The organism is Calothrix sp. 336/3 (genome assembly GCF_000734895.2).
In the GTDB taxonomy this organism is placed as follows: Bacteria; Cyanobacteriota; Cyanobacteriia; order Cyanobacteriales; family Nostocaceae; genus 336-3.
Genome location: NZ_CP011382.1, coordinates 1798669 through 1816062 on the forward strand (window position 1 = coordinate 1798669; position 17394 = coordinate 1816062).

General features: G+C 40.5%; 17 protein-coding genes. 7 read left to right on the plus strand and 10 right to left on the minus strand.

The window, feature by feature from the left end:
* The first annotated feature begins 74 nt into the window (after positions 1-74).
* On the plus strand, positions 75-455 hold the full coding sequence (locus IJ00_RS07215) for a GIY-YIG nuclease family protein (protein WP_035151467.1): 381 nt from the start codon (positions 75-77) through the stop codon (positions 453-455).
* Positions 456-719: 264 nt separating this feature from the next.
* On the plus strand, positions 720-1379 hold the full coding sequence (gene msrA, locus IJ00_RS07220; RefSeq protein WP_035151470.1) for a peptide-methionine (S)-S-oxide reductase MsrA: 660 nt from the start codon (positions 720-722) through the stop codon (positions 1377-1379).
* Between the two features lie 459 nt (positions 1380-1838).
* Here msrA and IJ00_RS07225 read toward each other — a convergent pair whose 3' ends face one another.
* The gene (locus tag IJ00_RS07225; RefSeq protein WP_035151475.1) at positions 1839-2054 is read right to left on the minus strand and encodes an RNA chaperone Hfq; all 216 of its coding nucleotides are present in this window, start codon (positions 2052-2054) and stop codon (positions 1839-1841) included.
* A 161-nt stretch (positions 2055-2215) separates the two neighbouring features.
* On the opposite strand from IJ00_RS07225, the gene dapF reads away from it, so the two are divergent.
* From dapF to IJ00_RS07245, 4 genes are all read left to right on the plus strand, one after another.
* On the plus strand, positions 2216-3055 hold the full coding sequence (gene dapF / locus IJ00_RS07230) for a diaminopimelate epimerase (RefSeq protein ID WP_035151477.1): 840 nt from the start codon (positions 2216-2218) through the stop codon (positions 3053-3055).
* 244 nt (positions 3056-3299) lie between these two features.
* Entirely contained in the window at positions 3300-4706 is a 1407-nt protein-coding gene (locus IJ00_RS07235; RefSeq protein WP_144415999.1) for a hypothetical protein, read from the plus strand.
* Positions 4707-5054: 348 nt separating this feature from the next.
* A complete protein-coding gene (locus IJ00_RS07240; RefSeq protein WP_035151482.1) occupies positions 5055-5447 on the plus strand; it encodes a GFA family protein in 393 nt (130 codons plus the stop codon).
* 166 nt (positions 5448-5613) lie between these two features.
* A complete protein-coding gene (locus tag IJ00_RS07245; RefSeq protein WP_035151485.1) occupies positions 5614-6225 on the plus strand; it encodes a hypothetical protein in 612 nt (203 codons plus the stop codon).
* Positions 6226-6646: 421 nt separating this feature from the next.
* Here IJ00_RS07245 and IJ00_RS07250 read toward each other — a convergent pair whose 3' ends face one another.
* Positions 6647-7291 carry a DUF3386 domain-containing protein gene (locus IJ00_RS07250; protein ID WP_035151487.1) on the minus strand — a complete coding sequence of 215 codons (645 nt, stop codon included), beginning with the start codon at positions 7289-7291 and terminating at the stop codon, positions 6647-6649.
* Between the two features lie 106 nt (positions 7292-7397).
* Here IJ00_RS07250 and IJ00_RS07255 point away from each other — a divergent pair, with 106 nt between their 5' ends.
* Complete coding sequence (locus tag IJ00_RS07255; RefSeq protein WP_035151492.1) at positions 7398-8060, plus strand: LuxR C-terminal-related transcriptional regulator; 663 nt, start codon at positions 7398-7400, stop codon at positions 8058-8060.
* Positions 8061-8169: 109 nt separating this feature from the next.
* On the opposite strand, the gene IJ00_RS07260 is transcribed toward IJ00_RS07255, so the two are convergent.
* The 8 genes from IJ00_RS07260 to IJ00_RS07295 form a co-directional block, all read right to left on the minus strand.
* Positions 8170-8718, minus strand: coding sequence for a BON domain-containing protein (locus IJ00_RS07260; protein ID WP_339366890.1), 549 nt, complete (start codon positions 8716-8718; stop codon positions 8170-8172).
* A 411-nt stretch (positions 8719-9129) separates the two neighbouring features.
* The gene (locus tag IJ00_RS07265) at positions 9130-9603 is read right to left on the minus strand and encodes a BON domain-containing protein (RefSeq protein ID WP_035151495.1); all 474 of its coding nucleotides are present in this window, start codon (positions 9601-9603) and stop codon (positions 9130-9132) included.
* Between the two features lie 161 nt (positions 9604-9764).
* Positions 9765-10376 (minus strand): general stress protein, encoded by a 612-nt coding sequence (locus IJ00_RS07270; RefSeq protein ID WP_046814744.1) that lies wholly within the window; start codon positions 10374-10376, stop codon positions 9765-9767.
* Positions 10377-10708: 332 nt separating this feature from the next.
* On the minus strand, positions 10709-12136 hold the full coding sequence (locus IJ00_RS07275) for a sugar transferase (protein ID WP_035151497.1): 1428 nt from the start codon (positions 12134-12136) through the stop codon (positions 10709-10711).
* 465 nt (positions 12137-12601) lie between these two features.
* The gene (locus IJ00_RS07280) at positions 12602-13405 is read right to left on the minus strand and encodes a WecB/TagA/CpsF family glycosyltransferase (RefSeq protein ID WP_035151498.1); all 804 of its coding nucleotides are present in this window, start codon (positions 13403-13405) and stop codon (positions 12602-12604) included.
* 117 nt (positions 13406-13522) lie between these two features.
* The gene (locus IJ00_RS07285) at positions 13523-14842 is read right to left on the minus strand and encodes an endo-1,4-beta-xylanase (protein ID WP_144416000.1); all 1320 of its coding nucleotides are present in this window, start codon (positions 14840-14842) and stop codon (positions 13523-13525) included.
* Between the two features lie 94 nt (positions 14843-14936).
* Positions 14937-16208: a glycosyltransferase family 4 protein gene (locus IJ00_RS07290; RefSeq protein WP_035151501.1), complete on the minus strand. Its 1272-nt coding sequence runs from the start codon at positions 16206-16208 to the stop codon at positions 14937-14939.
* Positions 16209-16230: 22 nt separating this feature from the next.
* Positions 16231-17391, minus strand: a complete 1161-nt coding sequence (locus IJ00_RS07295; protein WP_035151502.1) for a glycosyltransferase family 4 protein — start codon at positions 17389-17391, stop codon at positions 16231-16233.
* Positions 17392-17394: the final 3 nt, after the last annotated feature.

The following is a 17394-nucleotide window of genomic DNA, read 5'->3' on the forward strand; positions in this document are numbered from 1 at the left end:
GAGTTTTAAGTATACATTATGGGCAAACTAACTTAGCGGTCAAATTGTTTATTCCTAGGAAGAAATAGAAAACTGTGAAATTGAATCTCAATTATAAAGAAATGCCAAGTTTACCCTACATTCAACGTAAGGAACTACCAGCGGAACCTGGTATTTATTATGTAGGTAATAGTGACTCTCCTGTGATGTATGTTGGGTTTTCACGTAATTTGAAAAGTCGTCACATAAACCATCATCGCCAAAGACAGTTTGAAAATATTAAAAATGCTGTGATATGCTATCGATTAATAACAGAAGATTTTTTACCTAAAGGCTCAGACGTAATAGGGACTCTCAGAAAGTTGGAAAAGCAAGCTATTAATCACTACAAGCCAATTTTTAACTACACACCTATACCCAATAAGCGAAAATTTACAACTGTATATGGCTCGAATTTTATTATATTGCGTCCTTGAAGCTTTTAAAGATTTACTTTATAAACAGCTATCATGAGCGGCGTACACGAAGACAGATAAAATGGAACGTGAATGTATCTATTTTGATAGCCATCGAACTTTTCTTATTAAGTCACTCTCTCCGCAGCAGGAAATATTTATCTCAGTTTCAGCCTCTTCTCAGTAATCACAGACATAAATAGATATGGAACCTTTTCTCGCCAATCCTCTTTACAATATTAAGTAAAGTAAAGCATTCTTTCACAAATACTAGAGTTAGGACTTATGGTGCTATTCGGATTCGGTAAAAAACCAAGTTTGCCCAAGCCAGAGGAAGCTTTACCTGGAAGAGCGCAAGCAATGCCAGTACCTGCCAAGCACTTTGTCAATGGCAATCCTCTGAAACCCCCTTTTCCCGATGGTATGGAAATGGCGATGTTTGGTATGGGTTGTTTCTGGGGGGCAGAACGTAAGTTTTGGCAGAAAGAGGGTGTATTTACCACTGCCGTGGGTTATGCCGCAGGTTATACACCTAATCCTACCTACAAAGAAGTATGTAGCGGGATGACGGGGCATAATGAAGTGGTGTTTGTAGTCTTTGACCCCAAGGTGATTAGTTACACTCAAATTCTCAAACTCTTCTGGGAAAACCACAATCCCACCCAAGGAATGCGTCAAGGAAATGATGTTGGTACACAGTATCGTTCTGGTATCTACACTTACACTGATGATCAAAAGCGATTAGCTGAAGCATCTTGCAACGCTTACCAAGAAGCTTTAAGCGCAGCTGGATTAGGTAAAATCACCACAGAAATTATCGATGCTCCAGAGTTTTATTATGCTGAGGATTACCATCAGCAGTACTTAGCAAAAAACCCTGGGGGATATTGTGGTTTAGGTGGCACAAATGTTGCTTGTCCGGTGGGTGTTTTAGAAGCTCAGTAAGTAATGGACAAAAACTGATATAGCGTTTCTCATTCTAGTGAGGTACAGAAGAACCCCTCCCCAGCCCTCCCCAATTTCGGGGAAGGTGCCCGATAGGGCGGGTGGGGCTGTATTTCATCTGATGGGGAAACGCTATATTTCACCAAGAGTATACAAAGTATGCTCTTTTTTTTCTGACAAATCAATGTCAATACAACGCCCGATGTTTATCCGATTGTGGAGTCAGGTTTGAGGGATATTTGCATCCTCTATTCCGGTTTTGGGGAAAATCCCCCAATTCTTTCTCATTAATAGACTTAAACAACTTTGGGGGTTGAAATCCCCGCCACAAAACGTAATTACGTTAGCGTTAGCTTCGCTATACTACGTAAACGCGTAGCGTGTCGCTCTGCGACTTAGCTCCTCCGCAGGAGGCATTACGTTAGCGAAGCTCCTCCGCAGGAGGCATTACGAATTATTTTAAGCCTTTGGTTTCATCAGAGCGATCGCCTGTTTCCAAATCGTCGTCTGTTGACTATTTTCATCAATAATGGACAGGCAATTATGGTCTTGCCAAAGGATTCTACCAGTAATCATATCACCGGTCAGTAGTTTCAATTCTACAGGTGCAGCTTCTTTGATTAAGCTTTGCACTTGGCGAATGCTAGGTAAGGATGTATCAAATTCTGTAATCATAGTCAAATAATTGGCATTTAGAATGTGGAATTAGTCTAACGGTCGAGCAGTCTCACCAAATTTTAGATTTTGCTGAGATTTTATCTTTTCAATCTAAAATTTGGTCAATAGTCTGATGAAGGCGTTACAGAAAACACAAATATAGTTCATCTCCGGAAAAAATGGCAATCGAATTTACTAAGTATCACGGTTTGGGTAATGACTTTATCTTGATTGATAATCGCTCAAGCTCAACTCCCATAGTCACTCCAGAGCAAGCAATTCAACTGTGCGATCGCCACTTTGGTATCGGTGCTGATGGTGTAATTTTTGCTCTGCCAGGGGAAAATGGTACGGACTACACCATGCGAATTTTTAACTCCGACGGTTCGGAACCGGAAATGTGTGGTAATGGTATCCGATGTCTAGCTGCCTTTATTGCCGAGTTAGAAGGGGATAATCGCACCAGTGATACCTATCGCATCCATACCCTCGCAGGAGTTATCACACCCCAACTCATGGGCGATGGACAGGTAAAAGTTGATATGGGTGTCCCCCGACTCCTTGCAGGGGAAATTCCCACCACCCTTACACCGGAGGCAGAAAAGGTAATTAATCAAACTTTGGAAGTTGCGGGAAATACTTGGCAAGTTACCTGTGTCAGTATGGGTAATCCTCACTGTATAACCTTTGTGGATGATGTCGCTGCTATTTCCCTGGAAAATATTGGACCACAATTTGAACATCATTCCGTCTTTCCCCAACGCACCAACACGGAGTTTATCGAAGTTGTTCGCCCTGACTACGTGAAAATGCGGGTATGGGAGCGGGGAGCAGGTATCACCCTTGCCTGTGGTACGGGAGCCTGTGCATCCCTAGTTGCAGGTGTGTTGACAGGAAAATGTCAGCGTGCTGCCACCGTGGAGTTACCCGGAGGTCCTTTGTATATCGAATGGTCGGAAATTGATCAGCGAATTTATATGACAGGACCCGCAGAGAAGGTGTTTGCGGGTAGGGTTTAAGATGATTGGGGTGACTTCAAACTCACCCCTGATCTGATAATTTGCCTCTTGAGTTTGATTTAATTATGCAATACCTATACCTGCACCTAGTTTGAATCTGCCCAGTTTACCCATCTGAATTGGTGGTCACTGACTTTCTTGAGCATATCAGCAGATAAGGGTCAGTTAGAAAATTGGCAACAGTAAAATCAACCTCAGTACCTCCTGGTGATACTGTGACAAACAGTGATTTCTGGGAGTAGCGATGAAAAGCATGGTGCGTATCTTGAGGTGGCAAATTGCTTGTCTAGCAACCCTTCCTCTGATTCCCTATAGTTTGCAAAGTAGCATTGCTGAGACAAAATTACTGGCTGCGGCGGTTCCTACTAATAATCTACAAGTATCTACTGCTACATATCTGGGTGGTGCAGGTGAAGATAGGGTGACAGCAACGGATGTTGCACCAGATAAAACCGTCGTTTTGGGTGGTACTTGGAAAGGGTTTAACCCTGGAAACCTGACACCAATTAATTTATTAGCTGGTGGGGATGGGGCAGTAATTCGACTCAATACTAGTGGCAGTCAGGTAATTTCTGTGACTCGTCTGGGTTCAACAATCAACGATTTGGAAGTTAGTAACGATGGCAAAATAGCTGTTTGTGGAGACTTTGGGGTTGCGGTTTTAAATCCCCAGGCAAATCAAATTATCTGGCAAAAGCAACCTGTGGCTGGACGGGCTGTGAGTCGTTGTAGTATTGGTAATGATGGGGCAGTGGCAGCCTTAAGCGAGGGTTTTGTCTATACCTATGACAATACTGGTAAGGCGATCGCCAACTGGAAAGTCGGGGGTAATCAGCAAAATGATGTGGCGATCGATGGGGCAAGCGGTTCCGTATTTACCACTGGTTTTAAACAGGATGATGGTTATAAATGTTCTCAGTTACAGATTGCTTTCTTGAACAGTTATAACTACAGTGGACAATTGAAATGGCAACGTTTTAATTGGAATAAAACCCAAGCAGGGGATTTAAGCTTGTGTGCAGATACCAGGGGACAACGTATTTCCATGGGGCGAGATGGTAAATTATATTTTGCTGGGGAAAGTTCTGGTGGTAATACTATTTACCAAAGGGATCCAGGAAATATTACTCAACAATTGGGTGGCGATCGCCTGATTTCCACTGACGCATACAACACCCCCTACAATACTTCCTCCAACTGGATTATCTGGTACGGACGCTTTACCCCCAGTACGGGAACCTTGGAAAGAAGTCAATTTTTGCTTGCCCGTCTCCCAGCCGAGAAAGGTAACAAAGGTAATACTATCAGAGCCAGAGCCATTACTGCTGACGAAAAAGGACAAGTTTATTTATCAGGTACTTCTGCTTGCTGTATTGCCAATCGTGATGCCCAAAGAATTAATGGTCAACCTGTGGGAGCGTATACTGGTGATACCTATATCCTCGTCACCAGTGCAGACTTCAAGCAAAGATTAGTTTGGACACCCTTCCCTGGTACTACCCCCGGTAGCATTGCTGTACGTCAAGGTGTTGCTGTAGTGGGAATGTCACAAAATGCCAACCAAACTCAACCCCTAGTCACAGTCAACCCATTACAAAGTAAACCTGTAACCCTACCGGATGCTTACTTTGCCATTTGGTTGCAACCATAATCTTCTTGACTATTCATCTAGTGTTATCAGTTATTTCCTGGGTATGAATCATTGATTTTCCTTGTCCCGATTATCTTCATCTACCACATCAGGGACATCTACCTTCAATGATGCTCATAAAATTGGCTAAAATCAGCTTAAGTATGTGGATTAAATCAAGTGCAAAAGCGTGTTCGCGGAGCATAACGCACCATTGCAAGCTCAATCAGAATTGCAGGTTATTCAATTTTACATTTGAACTCTATGTTAATTCTGCCTTGATAATTATTGCACAGCACCAATCAAAGAGAAATCCTTGCAGAGGTTTGCTCCAACTAACATCATATCAACTATTATTCGGAGTGTACTATGAGTGAAAAAACACCGGAATCCGTCACCTACCAAGGGGGATGTCATTGCGGAAGTGTGCGCTTTCAAGTCGTAGTTGACAAACACCAAGCCACAGATTGCAACTGTTCAATTTGTCAGAAAAAAGGATTTTTGCATTTAATTGTTAGTCGTGACAAATTTACCCTCCTCCAGGGAGAAGATAAAATTGCCACCTACAAATTTAATACTCAAGTTGCTCAACACAAATTCTGTAGCGTTTGTGGAATTCATTCCTTTTATATTCCCCGCAGTCATCCCGACTGTATTGACGTGAATCTGCGGTGTTTAGACGGGGATGTAATGTCTCAATTCACAATCGTACCTTTTGATGGCAGAAATTGGGAAGCTTCCGTCCACCAGTTGCAAGAGTAGGGAAGCTAACCCCAAATTTCTCACCTCTGCCCCCTATTTTTTTACCACCTTATTTTCTCAAATTGTTGCGATATCTCATCTTTATTGGGTTGATTAATCATAGTGCTGGGGCTAGACTAGGGTGTTATTAATTGAGAGATGATTGCTAGATAAATAAATGAGAAGTATGAAATTTATCTGGTTGTTTGTATTGGTGTTAGCTGGGTTAAATTGGTTGAGTAATTTTTTCCTGCGCGGTTCTTTACCAGGTATCTATTGGTTTGCGGTAACAGTCAATCAACTGCTGGCAATCCCTGCGGCATTTCTTCTCATCGGTTTTCACGTTTTGGTGTGGATAGTTATCGTTATTTTTCTTTATGGAATTGCCAAATGGTATGGAACACGTCGTTTTCCTTGGCGATCACTTTTGATTCCCCTAATAATTTTTGCTTTAGTCCCTGCATTTTCTAGCACGGTTCCGGCAGATAGTTTGACTATCCAACCTTGGGGAAAAGTTTATCATATCGCCTATTCTAGTATCGGGTTTGATGAATATTTTAAAACGCTGGTGTTGTACGAATGCGATCGCACGGGTTTATACTGTTGGCATACCTATGACTTTGGAAATATTACTGGTGCAATGGGGAGCTTTAAAATAACGTATAATACCGAATCAGATCGAATGAGTATTGGTGTTAGTGAAAGTGAAAAGTCTATCTATTTGCGTTCGCGATCGCAGATAATTTGCCCCCAGAATGACCCCGATAGTAGTGGTCAAGAACTTTGCCCTCAAGCTTGATATGACTAAGGAATAGCCACAGAGAACCATAAGTATTTAGTCTACAAAACGGTAATTGCGAATTTTCCCCGCACTTGACACTGTTCCACATGGTGGATTGCCGCAGGAACTTCCCCCAAAGGATAAACTCGATAGACTGCAATAAAAGCCATCAGAAATGAATCGGAATTCTGAGTTGCAGATAACTAACTTTTTCAATTAAGTAAGTCGATGAAAATAAACCCAACTATGTAACAGAATGTAAAATTGACAAAACCGTTGCGGTTGCTTCATTTCACTGAGTCGCAAAGCGACACGCTACGCGAACGTTTCATTCGCAATGACATACATTGAAATTTTCACACCGACCTACTTATACAATTCCAGGTTAATACCTTGTATCAGGAGTTAGTAATGGAAAACCCATTACCAACTGCCGTGATTAACCTAATAATTGAATATTAGAAAAAACAAATTCGCTATCAACTGTCTTCCCTTCAGTTTCTGTGCTGATTGCCCGACGCTTGAGGATGAAGTAGTTACCAACTTTCTCGTATTCGTCCTCAAAATTACTTTTACCACCTTTTTGAGCGCCGGTTTGGGGGTCGTGGTAAACGGAGTCGTAGCGGTGGGAAAGATAACCTTCTCCTGTTTCATGGCTGCTGAAAGTATTAATTGTCACAACTACACCATGAATATGACGATGAACTAAGCAAACTTCGTTATTCTTGAGTTTGTACTTGTCTCCTGCTCCCTTACCACCGAGGATAATTTCCACTGCTCCATTTTCGTCAGTGTCACCGTAACTGAAGGTGTTTGCTCCGTGGGTTTCTTCAAAGGTGCGACGGATGCGGTGGATGGTGGTTTCCCAGAGTTGATTGTGAATGGCTTTTTTAGCTTCTTCGTCTGCGACTTCCAAGACTTCCCCTTTTAAGTCGGGATTGACGTGAATTTTGCCTGTGAATACTTGTTGATTGTAGGTATAGGTAATGTCTGCGGTGTAACCAGGAAAGCTCTTATCCCAGGTGTAACGGTTTTCGTAGGCTGAACGGAAAAGTTCCTGTGCTGAGATTTGGGTAACTGTCATGGATTTGTCCTATCCCTAATAAATATATGTTAGTTTTTTACTTTGGCTGTATTAGCTAGGATAGAAGTAATTGTGAATCTGGCATAGTCCCCAACTGGGTACATTTATGGTTAACTCTCTCCAAAATGTATTTATGGCGATCGCCTCTGCTGATGATGAGGAACAACTACGTTTGGCTGTCGAGGAGACAGTAGGCGAACATTTTGACGTGCAACGCTGGGGTATATACTTACTAGAACAGCCACAAGCCGTTAGTGACAACAATTCACAGATTCCAGGCATATGTATTAATAGTAACCCCGTAGGGCAATATGTCGTGGAACGTCATGCTCCTACCCACGAGCAATTAGTCTTACCCAGTGAAAAATGGCAACAAATATGTCCCCGTGATGATCATGCCCATGTGATGAGTGGTCCTATTATCTATGATGGGCGGTTAGTTGGTACACTGAATCTCACAAGGGAAAGCGGAAATCGAGCTTTTGATGCCAACGATTTAGCTGATTTAAGTGCTTTATGCCTGCATTTATCCACTAAAATTGCTACCCTCAGGGCAAAAACTAAAACCACTAATGCGAATTTAGTCTCTCCTCTCACACCACGAGAATTGCAAATTGCCCAATTAGTTGCCCAGGGTTTAACGAATGCAGAAATTGGTGAAAAACTCTGGATTAGTCAAAATTCTGTCAAACAAGCATTAAAAAGAATGTTTCGTAAATTGCAAGTTTCTGCAAGAGCGGAAATGGTAGCAAAATTACAGGATATTTGATGATTTTTCCGATTGGAGTAATTCAGCAATATCCTTTGTTCAAATTCACTTTGGGGACAACCAAACCAAGCAATAATTGGTTCGGTAATCCCCTAGCTTGAGCTAAATCCTATTTCTCAGACTTAGCTTCTACTTTCACACCCTTAACTCCCTCGAATTTATATTCCTTAACGATGGGTTCAATCTTAGCTAAATCTTCCTTGGTAGGAACTGTACCAGTAATAGTTAAAATGCCATCTTTCTTCGCAACATCTAACTTACTACCAGGAATTGCTTTTGCTAGTTTGTTTTTAACAATAGTTTTAGCTCCATCAGAGGAAGTTTTGACTTTATTCAACGCACCTTTTGCGGCAGTTTCTGTTTTCTTCCCAGCATCATCTATTGCGGTTTTAGCCTTATCACCAGTTTCTTTAACTGCGGTTTCAGTCTTTTGTGCAGCTTCTTTTACGGGTGCTGTGGTGCTTTCGCTAGTAGTTTTAGAAGAATCACTGCTACATCCAAAGGTACCAGCGACTAAAATCCCACTGATTAAAAAAGGAATTAGCTTTTTCATTTTTATCTCCGCATCAAGTTCTTGAAGCGATAAATTGGTTTGTGTTGTGTGTTGAGAAGCGAATTTAAAAAAAATTAAAAGTGAAATGGCTGCAAAAAAAAGCATCCTAGATAACTAGGTAATGAGTTAAGCTGAGAGCTTTACCTAGGGCTGGATAGCTATTTTCATCATAGACCATACCTTCAAAGAAGGTGATATCGATGTTACCAGATTTAAATATATTTCGTCTAAAAATCCCAGAAAATTATCACTGAAGTTAAATTTTGTTACAGTCGGTTTTCTCTACCCTATCTATCTGACAGATGTTAATACCAAGTTGCCTTCTGTCGTAGTAGTTTTGGTGAGATTGCTTCCGCAATGACAGGGTACTATTTGTGATCGCAGCTTGGTATAAATCTGACTGTCCCAACAATTGGCAGATTTAAAAATACATATAAAAATGGCTACTTGCGGATATCGAGGGTAGGAAATCCAGCAAATAGTCATTCAAGAATGAGAATAATTGATACCGAGTATTTAGTTGTTTTGTGAAGGCTTTGTCGCAGGGGCAACCTTGACATCAACTTTAACGCTTTTCACACCTTTGATTTCTTGAGCGAGGGAAGGGATTCTATTAAGTTGCTCCTGGGTGGGGACATTCCCGGCGATAGTAACAGCACCCTGTTCTGAGTCTACGGTGAGGTTACTTGCGGGTAAATTTGCCTCTAACTTACCACGGACTTCGCTTTCCAAATCCGCGTCATCTCTATCTGTATCTCCACCTGTTGTGTTATTACGTTGTTCACGAGCGCGAATATCAGATTCTATCTGTCTTTTACGAGTATCGCTAGTGGCATCATTTTGGGTAGTTTGAGCTGCTTCCTTTGCAGGGGATTTTGCCTCTTCATTGACATTGCTAGGTGCTTCTGTGGAAGTGCGGGAAGGAGTTTCACAACCTGCCGCAGCAAAGACTAAAACCCCACTGACGAGGAAAGGAAATATGCTTTTCATGACGTTTATCTTGAATGAAGTGAGTAAGGATTGATACCAATTCGCAATGCTTCTTGCCTCGTTACGCGAGGAACTGACCGAACGCAGTGAAGAAATCCTGATTTGGCAAGGCTTTTAGCATTGGAATAGGTTTCACGGTTGTAGTGAAATGGTATGGGGGTTTATAATCCGATGTCTCGACGATCTCCAGCGACATATCGGGAATCGGTAGTGGTGGAGTAATTAGAGTTTTGGAGTTCAGGTGCATCATAGATATCAAATTCCTGAATACCGCGATGACGCAGAATGATTTCTGCACGGTTAATTTCATCCGTTAAACCTTCGATAATTACGAGGTACTCACCACGAGAAACGCGATCGCTATAAATTTTTGCCCGTTCCTCTGGAATACCTAAACCAACTAACGCACCCAACAAACTCCCAGCAGCAGCACCGATCGCCGCACCAGCAGCAGTTGTTGCCAGAGCTGTGGCAATTTCCCCAGCTAGTAGAATTGGTCCGACACCCGGTATTGCTAAAGTACCTAAACCCACCAACAAACCAGTTAAACCACCCAAGGTTGCACCAGTTACCGCACCAGTTACCGCACCTTCGTCGGCTTTGTTGTCCACATCTTGGGTTGTTTCTAATCCGGCAACACTTCTATCATCCTTAGCAATCACAGATACCTTATTCATGGCAAAACCTGCATCCCGCAGTTCTGTGAGTGCATATTCCGCATCGCTGCGAGTGGGGAAAACTCCAATTGCCCGCTTCATATTTTGCAAAACCATTTGTGACTCCTCTATAAGCTAAATATTTGGCAGCAGAAAACTAGCCCCACATTCGCGGTAATTCTGAATTCGTAATTCTTTGGTCACTCTCCAGAAGTGCGATCGCTAGGGATTTTGTGCTTACCCTTATAGTTGTCGCTGGTTTTGCCTCACTTTCCATCATCCACAGGTGTAAAGCACCTATCTGTCAAGGGGAAGAGTTAATCAATTTATTATTCATCATCCGACTTTTGCCGTCTTATTTTCTTTAATTTGTCAAGTTTTTATTGGGAGATGCAACAAAAGACACAGAGATTAAGTCTGTGCTTGTGTGAGTGATGCAATAAATAAGTCTAATATGCACCTGTTTTATGCAAAACAACTTGTACAGTCTTCAGTAGAATTTTCATATCCAACAACAATGACCAATTCTCAATATATTGGATATCTAATTTCACAGCATCTTCAAAATTATCGATATTAGAGCGACCAGAGACTTGCCATAATCCCGTAATTCCCGGTAATACTTCTTGACGGATAAAATGTGCGGAATCAAATCTTTCCACATCTCGTGTGGGTAGGGGACGGGGACCAACCAGACTCATTTCTCCTAATAAAACATTAAAGATTTGTGGTAATTCATCTAGACTATACCGACGGAGGAATTTACCAACTTTGGTAATTCTGGGGTCATCCTTTAATTTGAAAAGTACACCATCTTTGATTTCATTTTTAGCTTCTAAGGATGCTTGTAACTTCTCCGCATTTGATACCATAGTGCGGAATTTCCAGATTTTAAAATTTTTGGAATGTAAACCAACGCGATTTTGTTGAAAAAATACTGGTCCCGGAGAATCTAGTTTGATCAGGATGGCGATCGCCACATAAACAGGTGATAACAAGAATAGTAAAACTAATCCGCAAACTAGGTCAAAACACCGCTTTACCCAAAAGTCTCCACCAGCAATTATTGGTGCAGGAATCGCCATACAATGTACTTCATCCGCCATTCCCAATATTGATTTCGGATAGTTAATTTCACTTTCCGGTGGCAAGATGCGTAAATTAATTCCATTGGTTTGGAAATTCCAGCAAACATACAGACGATTTTTGATAGCACTCCAAGAAACAAAAGCTTCAACAATTCCCTGGCTACGTAGATATTCAAAAGTTTGCTCTCGGTTACTTCTATCCAAACATTTTGGATTATCTATGTGCAGTACTTTATAGCAATTCTCTTTCTGAAGAAATCTCAGATGAACATCTTGATTAACATCATCTGTAATCAAACAAACTGGATAGCAAATTGCTCCTCTTTTGCGAATTATCTTTGTAGAGACATCAAATATATATCGCCCAGTGCATACAAACAAGAGAGAAAATAGCCAAAATAGTAGGAACGTAGAACGTGATATATGGCTATGGGGTTCATAAATGAAGGTAATAAGTAGAAGAAAAATTTCTGAAAGGGAAAGCGCCTTAATTAACCCTAGGAAATTCCGCCTATCACCACCAGGTTTGTAGAGTCCCCTCGCCAGCATTACGCCTAATTCCAACGCAATAACTAGGATGATAAATTGAGGTCTTTCTGTCCAAGCAGCATCAAAGGGAGTTCCATACAATACAGCTAAATTCCAAGCCGCAACAATAGCAACTGTATCTAAGAAAAATAGAGTCAATACTCGCAGAATTTTAATCAGTAATCCTCTACGTACCCTTGTTTTTGGCGCTGACCTCAAATCAGCTTTTAAATCAACTAATGGTAATGATTTCGATGTCATATATCCCCTGATAATTTTTTAAGATGCTTGTAATGGGACAATTTAACAATTTATCCATTATTCTGGAAAATTGAGCTATCAATAACCTGGAAAATTAAGTTATATAGAGACTAATCCCATGATATTGTCAGACAGAAATACTTTTTCTGCGAATATCTACAACATATCTTTTACTACCCTTTTTGGATTAGATTATAGTAAAATAACCCATCATAATTAACAAGAAAAATAATTTATTTATCCATATTATTAGTTATGATAGGTCAGATAATTCAACATACAAAAATAGGGTGCAGGGAAGCACAAAATGTTTTACGGTGTTCCGCAAGAATATACAAAGGAAAAAAAGGAACAGAATAGATTAACCTATCCCAAGTTAATTAAATACATCAGTACCTAAAATCAGGCGATCGCCGAAGGTGGGAACTTCGTACCATCGCGGTTATCGATAATCGTGTCAAAATTTTACCTTCTCCCTCCTAGCTTCAGGCTTTTACCTTGTTGCATTAGCCACTGCATGAGAAAAAAGAGAACAAACCGGGGATTATGCTTAAAATAACGCTTCCACAGTCGTTTTGGCTCCATTATCAACCGAAACAGCCATTCCAAGCCTCTTTTTTGCATCCAATTCGGTGCTTGCTTCACACGACCAGAATGGAAGTCAAAAGCAGCACCCACACCCAACATCACCGCAGAAATCCTCTGTTTATGTGCTGCCATCCACAACTCCTGTTTCGGACAGCCAATACCCACAAACAAAATTTTTGCCCCAGAATCCACTATTTGCTGCGTATAAACCTCATCCTCCTCAAAGCTTAATCCTCGAAAGGGTGGGGCAATCTTACAAACAATTTGGATATTCGGAAAACGCTGAGATAAAAAACTCGTAAATGCACTGAGACTTTCCGGTGTGCCACCATACAATCCAATCGGTACACCATGCTTTGCAGCAGCTTCGCAAACATCCAAAGTCAGGTTGGGACCATAGACACGGGAAGCATTTTTCACACCTAAAGCATTCAATGCCCAAACCAAAGGTACACCATCCGGTGTCACTAAGTCAGCATTATTTACTACCTGTTTAAACAGAGGATGATCATAGACTTCCATAGTCATGTGAACATTGGCAGCGCAGACATAACCTCTTTTACCTGCCTTTGCCCAATCAATAATGCGCTCTGTAGCATCTTGATAGCTAGTAGCATCTACCCGCATACCTAAGATATATCGGTGTTGCAAGTAATCTCTTGCATCAGTAATTACTTTCATTATTGAAAATACCTGTCACAGAATTTACTTCTGGATAATGGGAATCAAATAAAATACAAGTAAATAGTCTTTATGACTTTTTAAAATCATGATTTCGTATGATTAAATTCACAAAGACTACTCAAAAAACAACGGAGACTGCCCCACTGTCATCATTCTATCTGCTGGTAATTGAGTCTTCTGACCAGAAAGAGAGACAATGGAATTTATCTCCCAATCCTGTGGAACTTTAAAAGAAAAATTATCTTTAGAATTCCATACCATCCATTTATCAGATACATTATTTGTTAACTTGCAAATCCAAATTTGATTCACGTCATTTTTGCAAAATTCTAATTGGTTCCCGACTAATAAATTACCCACTCGCTTGTAAACATCACCCGTTGACGAGAGATTAAGATTATCTGCTTCCAGTATGCGTAATGAGTCCTCACCATCAAAAGAATCGAGATCCCAAGCATACCAATAAAACCTACTCACCCCGGAAGCCCAATAAAGAATATGGCTACGGGCAATGTAGCCGTTAATCTCTTCTGTCTCTAATTTCGGATTATTATAATTTCCAAAATTGCTTTCTGTATCCCACAAAGGCTTATCTTGTAAACCATATTTTTGCATTATGGTCTTAACTTGATTTACCAATAATAACCTTCCTTCTGGATTCAGGTCATTATTATAAAAATGTGGACCAACTACATCAGTATACTTTGCTCCTCCTTGGGCAAAATAATTGTCTAACCAATCCATTCCTCCCAGGGAAAGGTATTTCTCATTACCTTTTAGCTCAAAGCCTACCAGAGGACCAGGAGAAACGACTTGAATTTTAGGGTCAACACTTTTTAAAACTTCGTAGGCATTCTTTGCCATTTCAACTAACTTTTCTATTGACCCACTATAATCTTTAATATTATTAGCTTCATTCCAAACCTGATAACTCTGAATTTTACCTTGATAACGAGTTGCTATGGTTCTGACATAATCTCGCCATTCCTGCATATCTTTCGGCTCTGAACCGGCTCCTGGATGTTCCGGAAACTCTGATACTTCATATGGTCTGGCAGCAGCCCATTTTGGAGTATCATTAAAGACAAAAAGTACTTCAAGTCCAGATTCTTGAGCCAGTTCTACGTAATTATCCAAGGTAGAAAAATTCCATTGATTGTTCTTTTCTTCTATCTCAAGCCAAGGAACAAAAACACGTAAGCAACCGATATTTTCCAATATCTTTGGTGCTCTTTGCAGATTTTTGATATGCATGCCAAAGAGTGTCTGGGGAATAGCAATACTGGGAGGATTTAGTATTATATCGGAGGCTATGGACTTATGAAACGAAGTATCTAAGTTCCCAGAAAAGAGAATCCAGGAAAATATTGATAACCCAAATGAGATAATTGCTAATGCAAAAACTTGGAATATTTTTACCATAAATCTAGGCATAAAATATATCAACTTATGATTTATGATGACAAGCAGCTTAAATTATCTGGATTAGGATAAATAACAACCTAAAACACATCCTTAATTATTCTGATTAAGATAGGTATTTGTTTGATTGGTTAAGTTGTACCCTTTGTGGGTTAATTTTTTCCACGATGTCTATATAGGTTTGAGCTAATAACTTTCCGCGTGACTCCCAAGTGTAATGTTCGCGGACTCTTTGCTGACCAGCTTTTCCCATGCGCGATCGCCGTTCAGCATCTGTGGCTAAAACTTCCATAGCTCTAGCTAAATCACCAATTGCTTGCTCAGGTGTATGTGCAGAGATTTTTATCCCAGTCTCATCAGTAACTTGCGCTCCTGGTCCTCCCAAATCTAGACAAATTACTGGACGACCTGCTGCCATAGCTTCTAAACATACCCAACCACCGGAGTCATGCAAACTAGGATGAACCAGAACATGACATTCTTGCAGTTTCTGCAAAGATTTATCCCGTGGAAGTTTGCCTAAAAGTTTAACCCGTGAGCTAATACCTAACTCTTCAATTAAATTCTGAAGTCGTTCTCGTTCCCCACCCTCTCCCAACAACCAATACTCACAATTATCAGGAAGGTTTGCTTGAGCAAAAGCACGCACACTCAAGTGAAAACCTTTCCAATGCAAAAACCTACCCATACTGATAAATCTAATTGTAGAACTCTCAGATATAGGAAACGAAGCCAGATTTTCTATCTCTTTTTGAGGTAAAGCAGTTTCAGGAAAAATCTGTAAGTTTTTCACACCCATTAAACGTAAACGATTGGCAGTATCCTGGGTTGTCGCCAAAACAAATGTACTACGTTCAGCAGTTCCCTTCACAAACGGGTCATGTTCACCTATCCAACGTACCAAGTCTCGAAATGTTTCATAGATTTTTCCGCGTAAACTAAAATCAACCCAAAATGCTTTGGGAGCAGACTCACCACCACCAACCGGACCCCAAAGAAAAGGTGTGTCCAAAAAGGAAATTAAACTAGGAGACCAATACCTCACAAAAGTCACATGACGTGTTAAGTCAAAACCTATTTTTTTGTGGAGAGGACGAACTACGAAATATGCCCATAATTGCCACAGATAATAATGGAATTGAATCCCACGCTGCCCATATTCCCATTTACTAGTCCAAAATGGCAAATCAAAGTAGACAAAATATAATTGAGGAACAGGATTACGGGCTAACTCAGACTCGATACTCAAACGATTTTCAGAACGTGTTAGTACCCAAGTCTCATGGTATTTTGCTGTTTCTATGGCTGTATTCCAACCCACCCCTTCCTCCGAACCTTTACCAGGTTCACAGAAATACGCTGAAAGCAAAATTTTCATCTATATTATTTTGGTAATTTATCTATTTTTGCAAAACAAAAGAAGTCACATCTGCAAACAACTGTGCTGCCGTTTCCGGTGTATGTTGTGCAATAATTTCACGAGACTGTTGCCCCATAGAAACTACCAAATCAGGATTTTCTATCAAACGTGCCATCATATCTGCAAGTTCAGAAGGATTATAGGGGTCAAATACATAACCATTCTTCTGTGAAACCACCATCTCAGATGCTCCTGCCCATTGAGAACAGACAACAGGTTTACCAAAAGCCATTGCCTCTAGTACTACCATTCCCCAGGTATCTTCTAGAGATGGGAAAACAAAGACATCTGCATGATTGAAATATTCACCCAATTGTCCATAATCAACCCAACCTATCCATTGGATGTTATCTGCAAGACCCTGATTTTCTACAAAGTTTCTTAGTTCATCTTTTTGTGGACCAGTACCAATAATTTGTAACTGGTAATTTTCATAACCCCTTTGCTTCAAAATTGCACAGGATTGCAAAAGTAAATCAATACCTTTCCTTGCCTCTAATCTACCCACGTAAAGAAATACCGGATGTTGTGTTTTCTGGCATACGCTAGACGAAGATTCCCTAACTTTTTGCAGAAGAGCTTCAGATTCAGGAACCATATAAGGTTGAGCAAATATATGGCTTGGATTAACTCCTAAGACATCTACAAGATATTTTTTACCCTCATTACTATTTGTAATAAAAGCATCAGAAAAACGAGATATCAGCCATCGGATAAAAGTACGAAATTTAGAATTTCGATGATCTACATTCGGTGCACTACCTTCGTAGGCAATCACTAATTGCCATCTACCCAAGGGCTTAAATAGTAATGCAAATAAAGTCCACAAAGAATAAGAGCTAGCAAAAATGACATCCGGTTTAAAATCAAGTAAACGACCAATAATATTTGGAGATAACAGAATAAAAACTTGATTATATCCCTTGGATACCTTCTGAGTTTCTAGCAGTTGGACTTTACCAACTAACTCTATCGCTTCTGCACTAGGAGCAGTAGTGTCAAAGTTAGGCCAAACACGACCTGTATAGAGAATTGTCTCGTGGTAAATATTGCGTAAGGAGTGGAGTACAGGTTGCCAATAAGCACCTAACTCTACTGACGGTAAAAGTAGAGCAATTCGTAAGTTTTTCGATTTATTCATCTT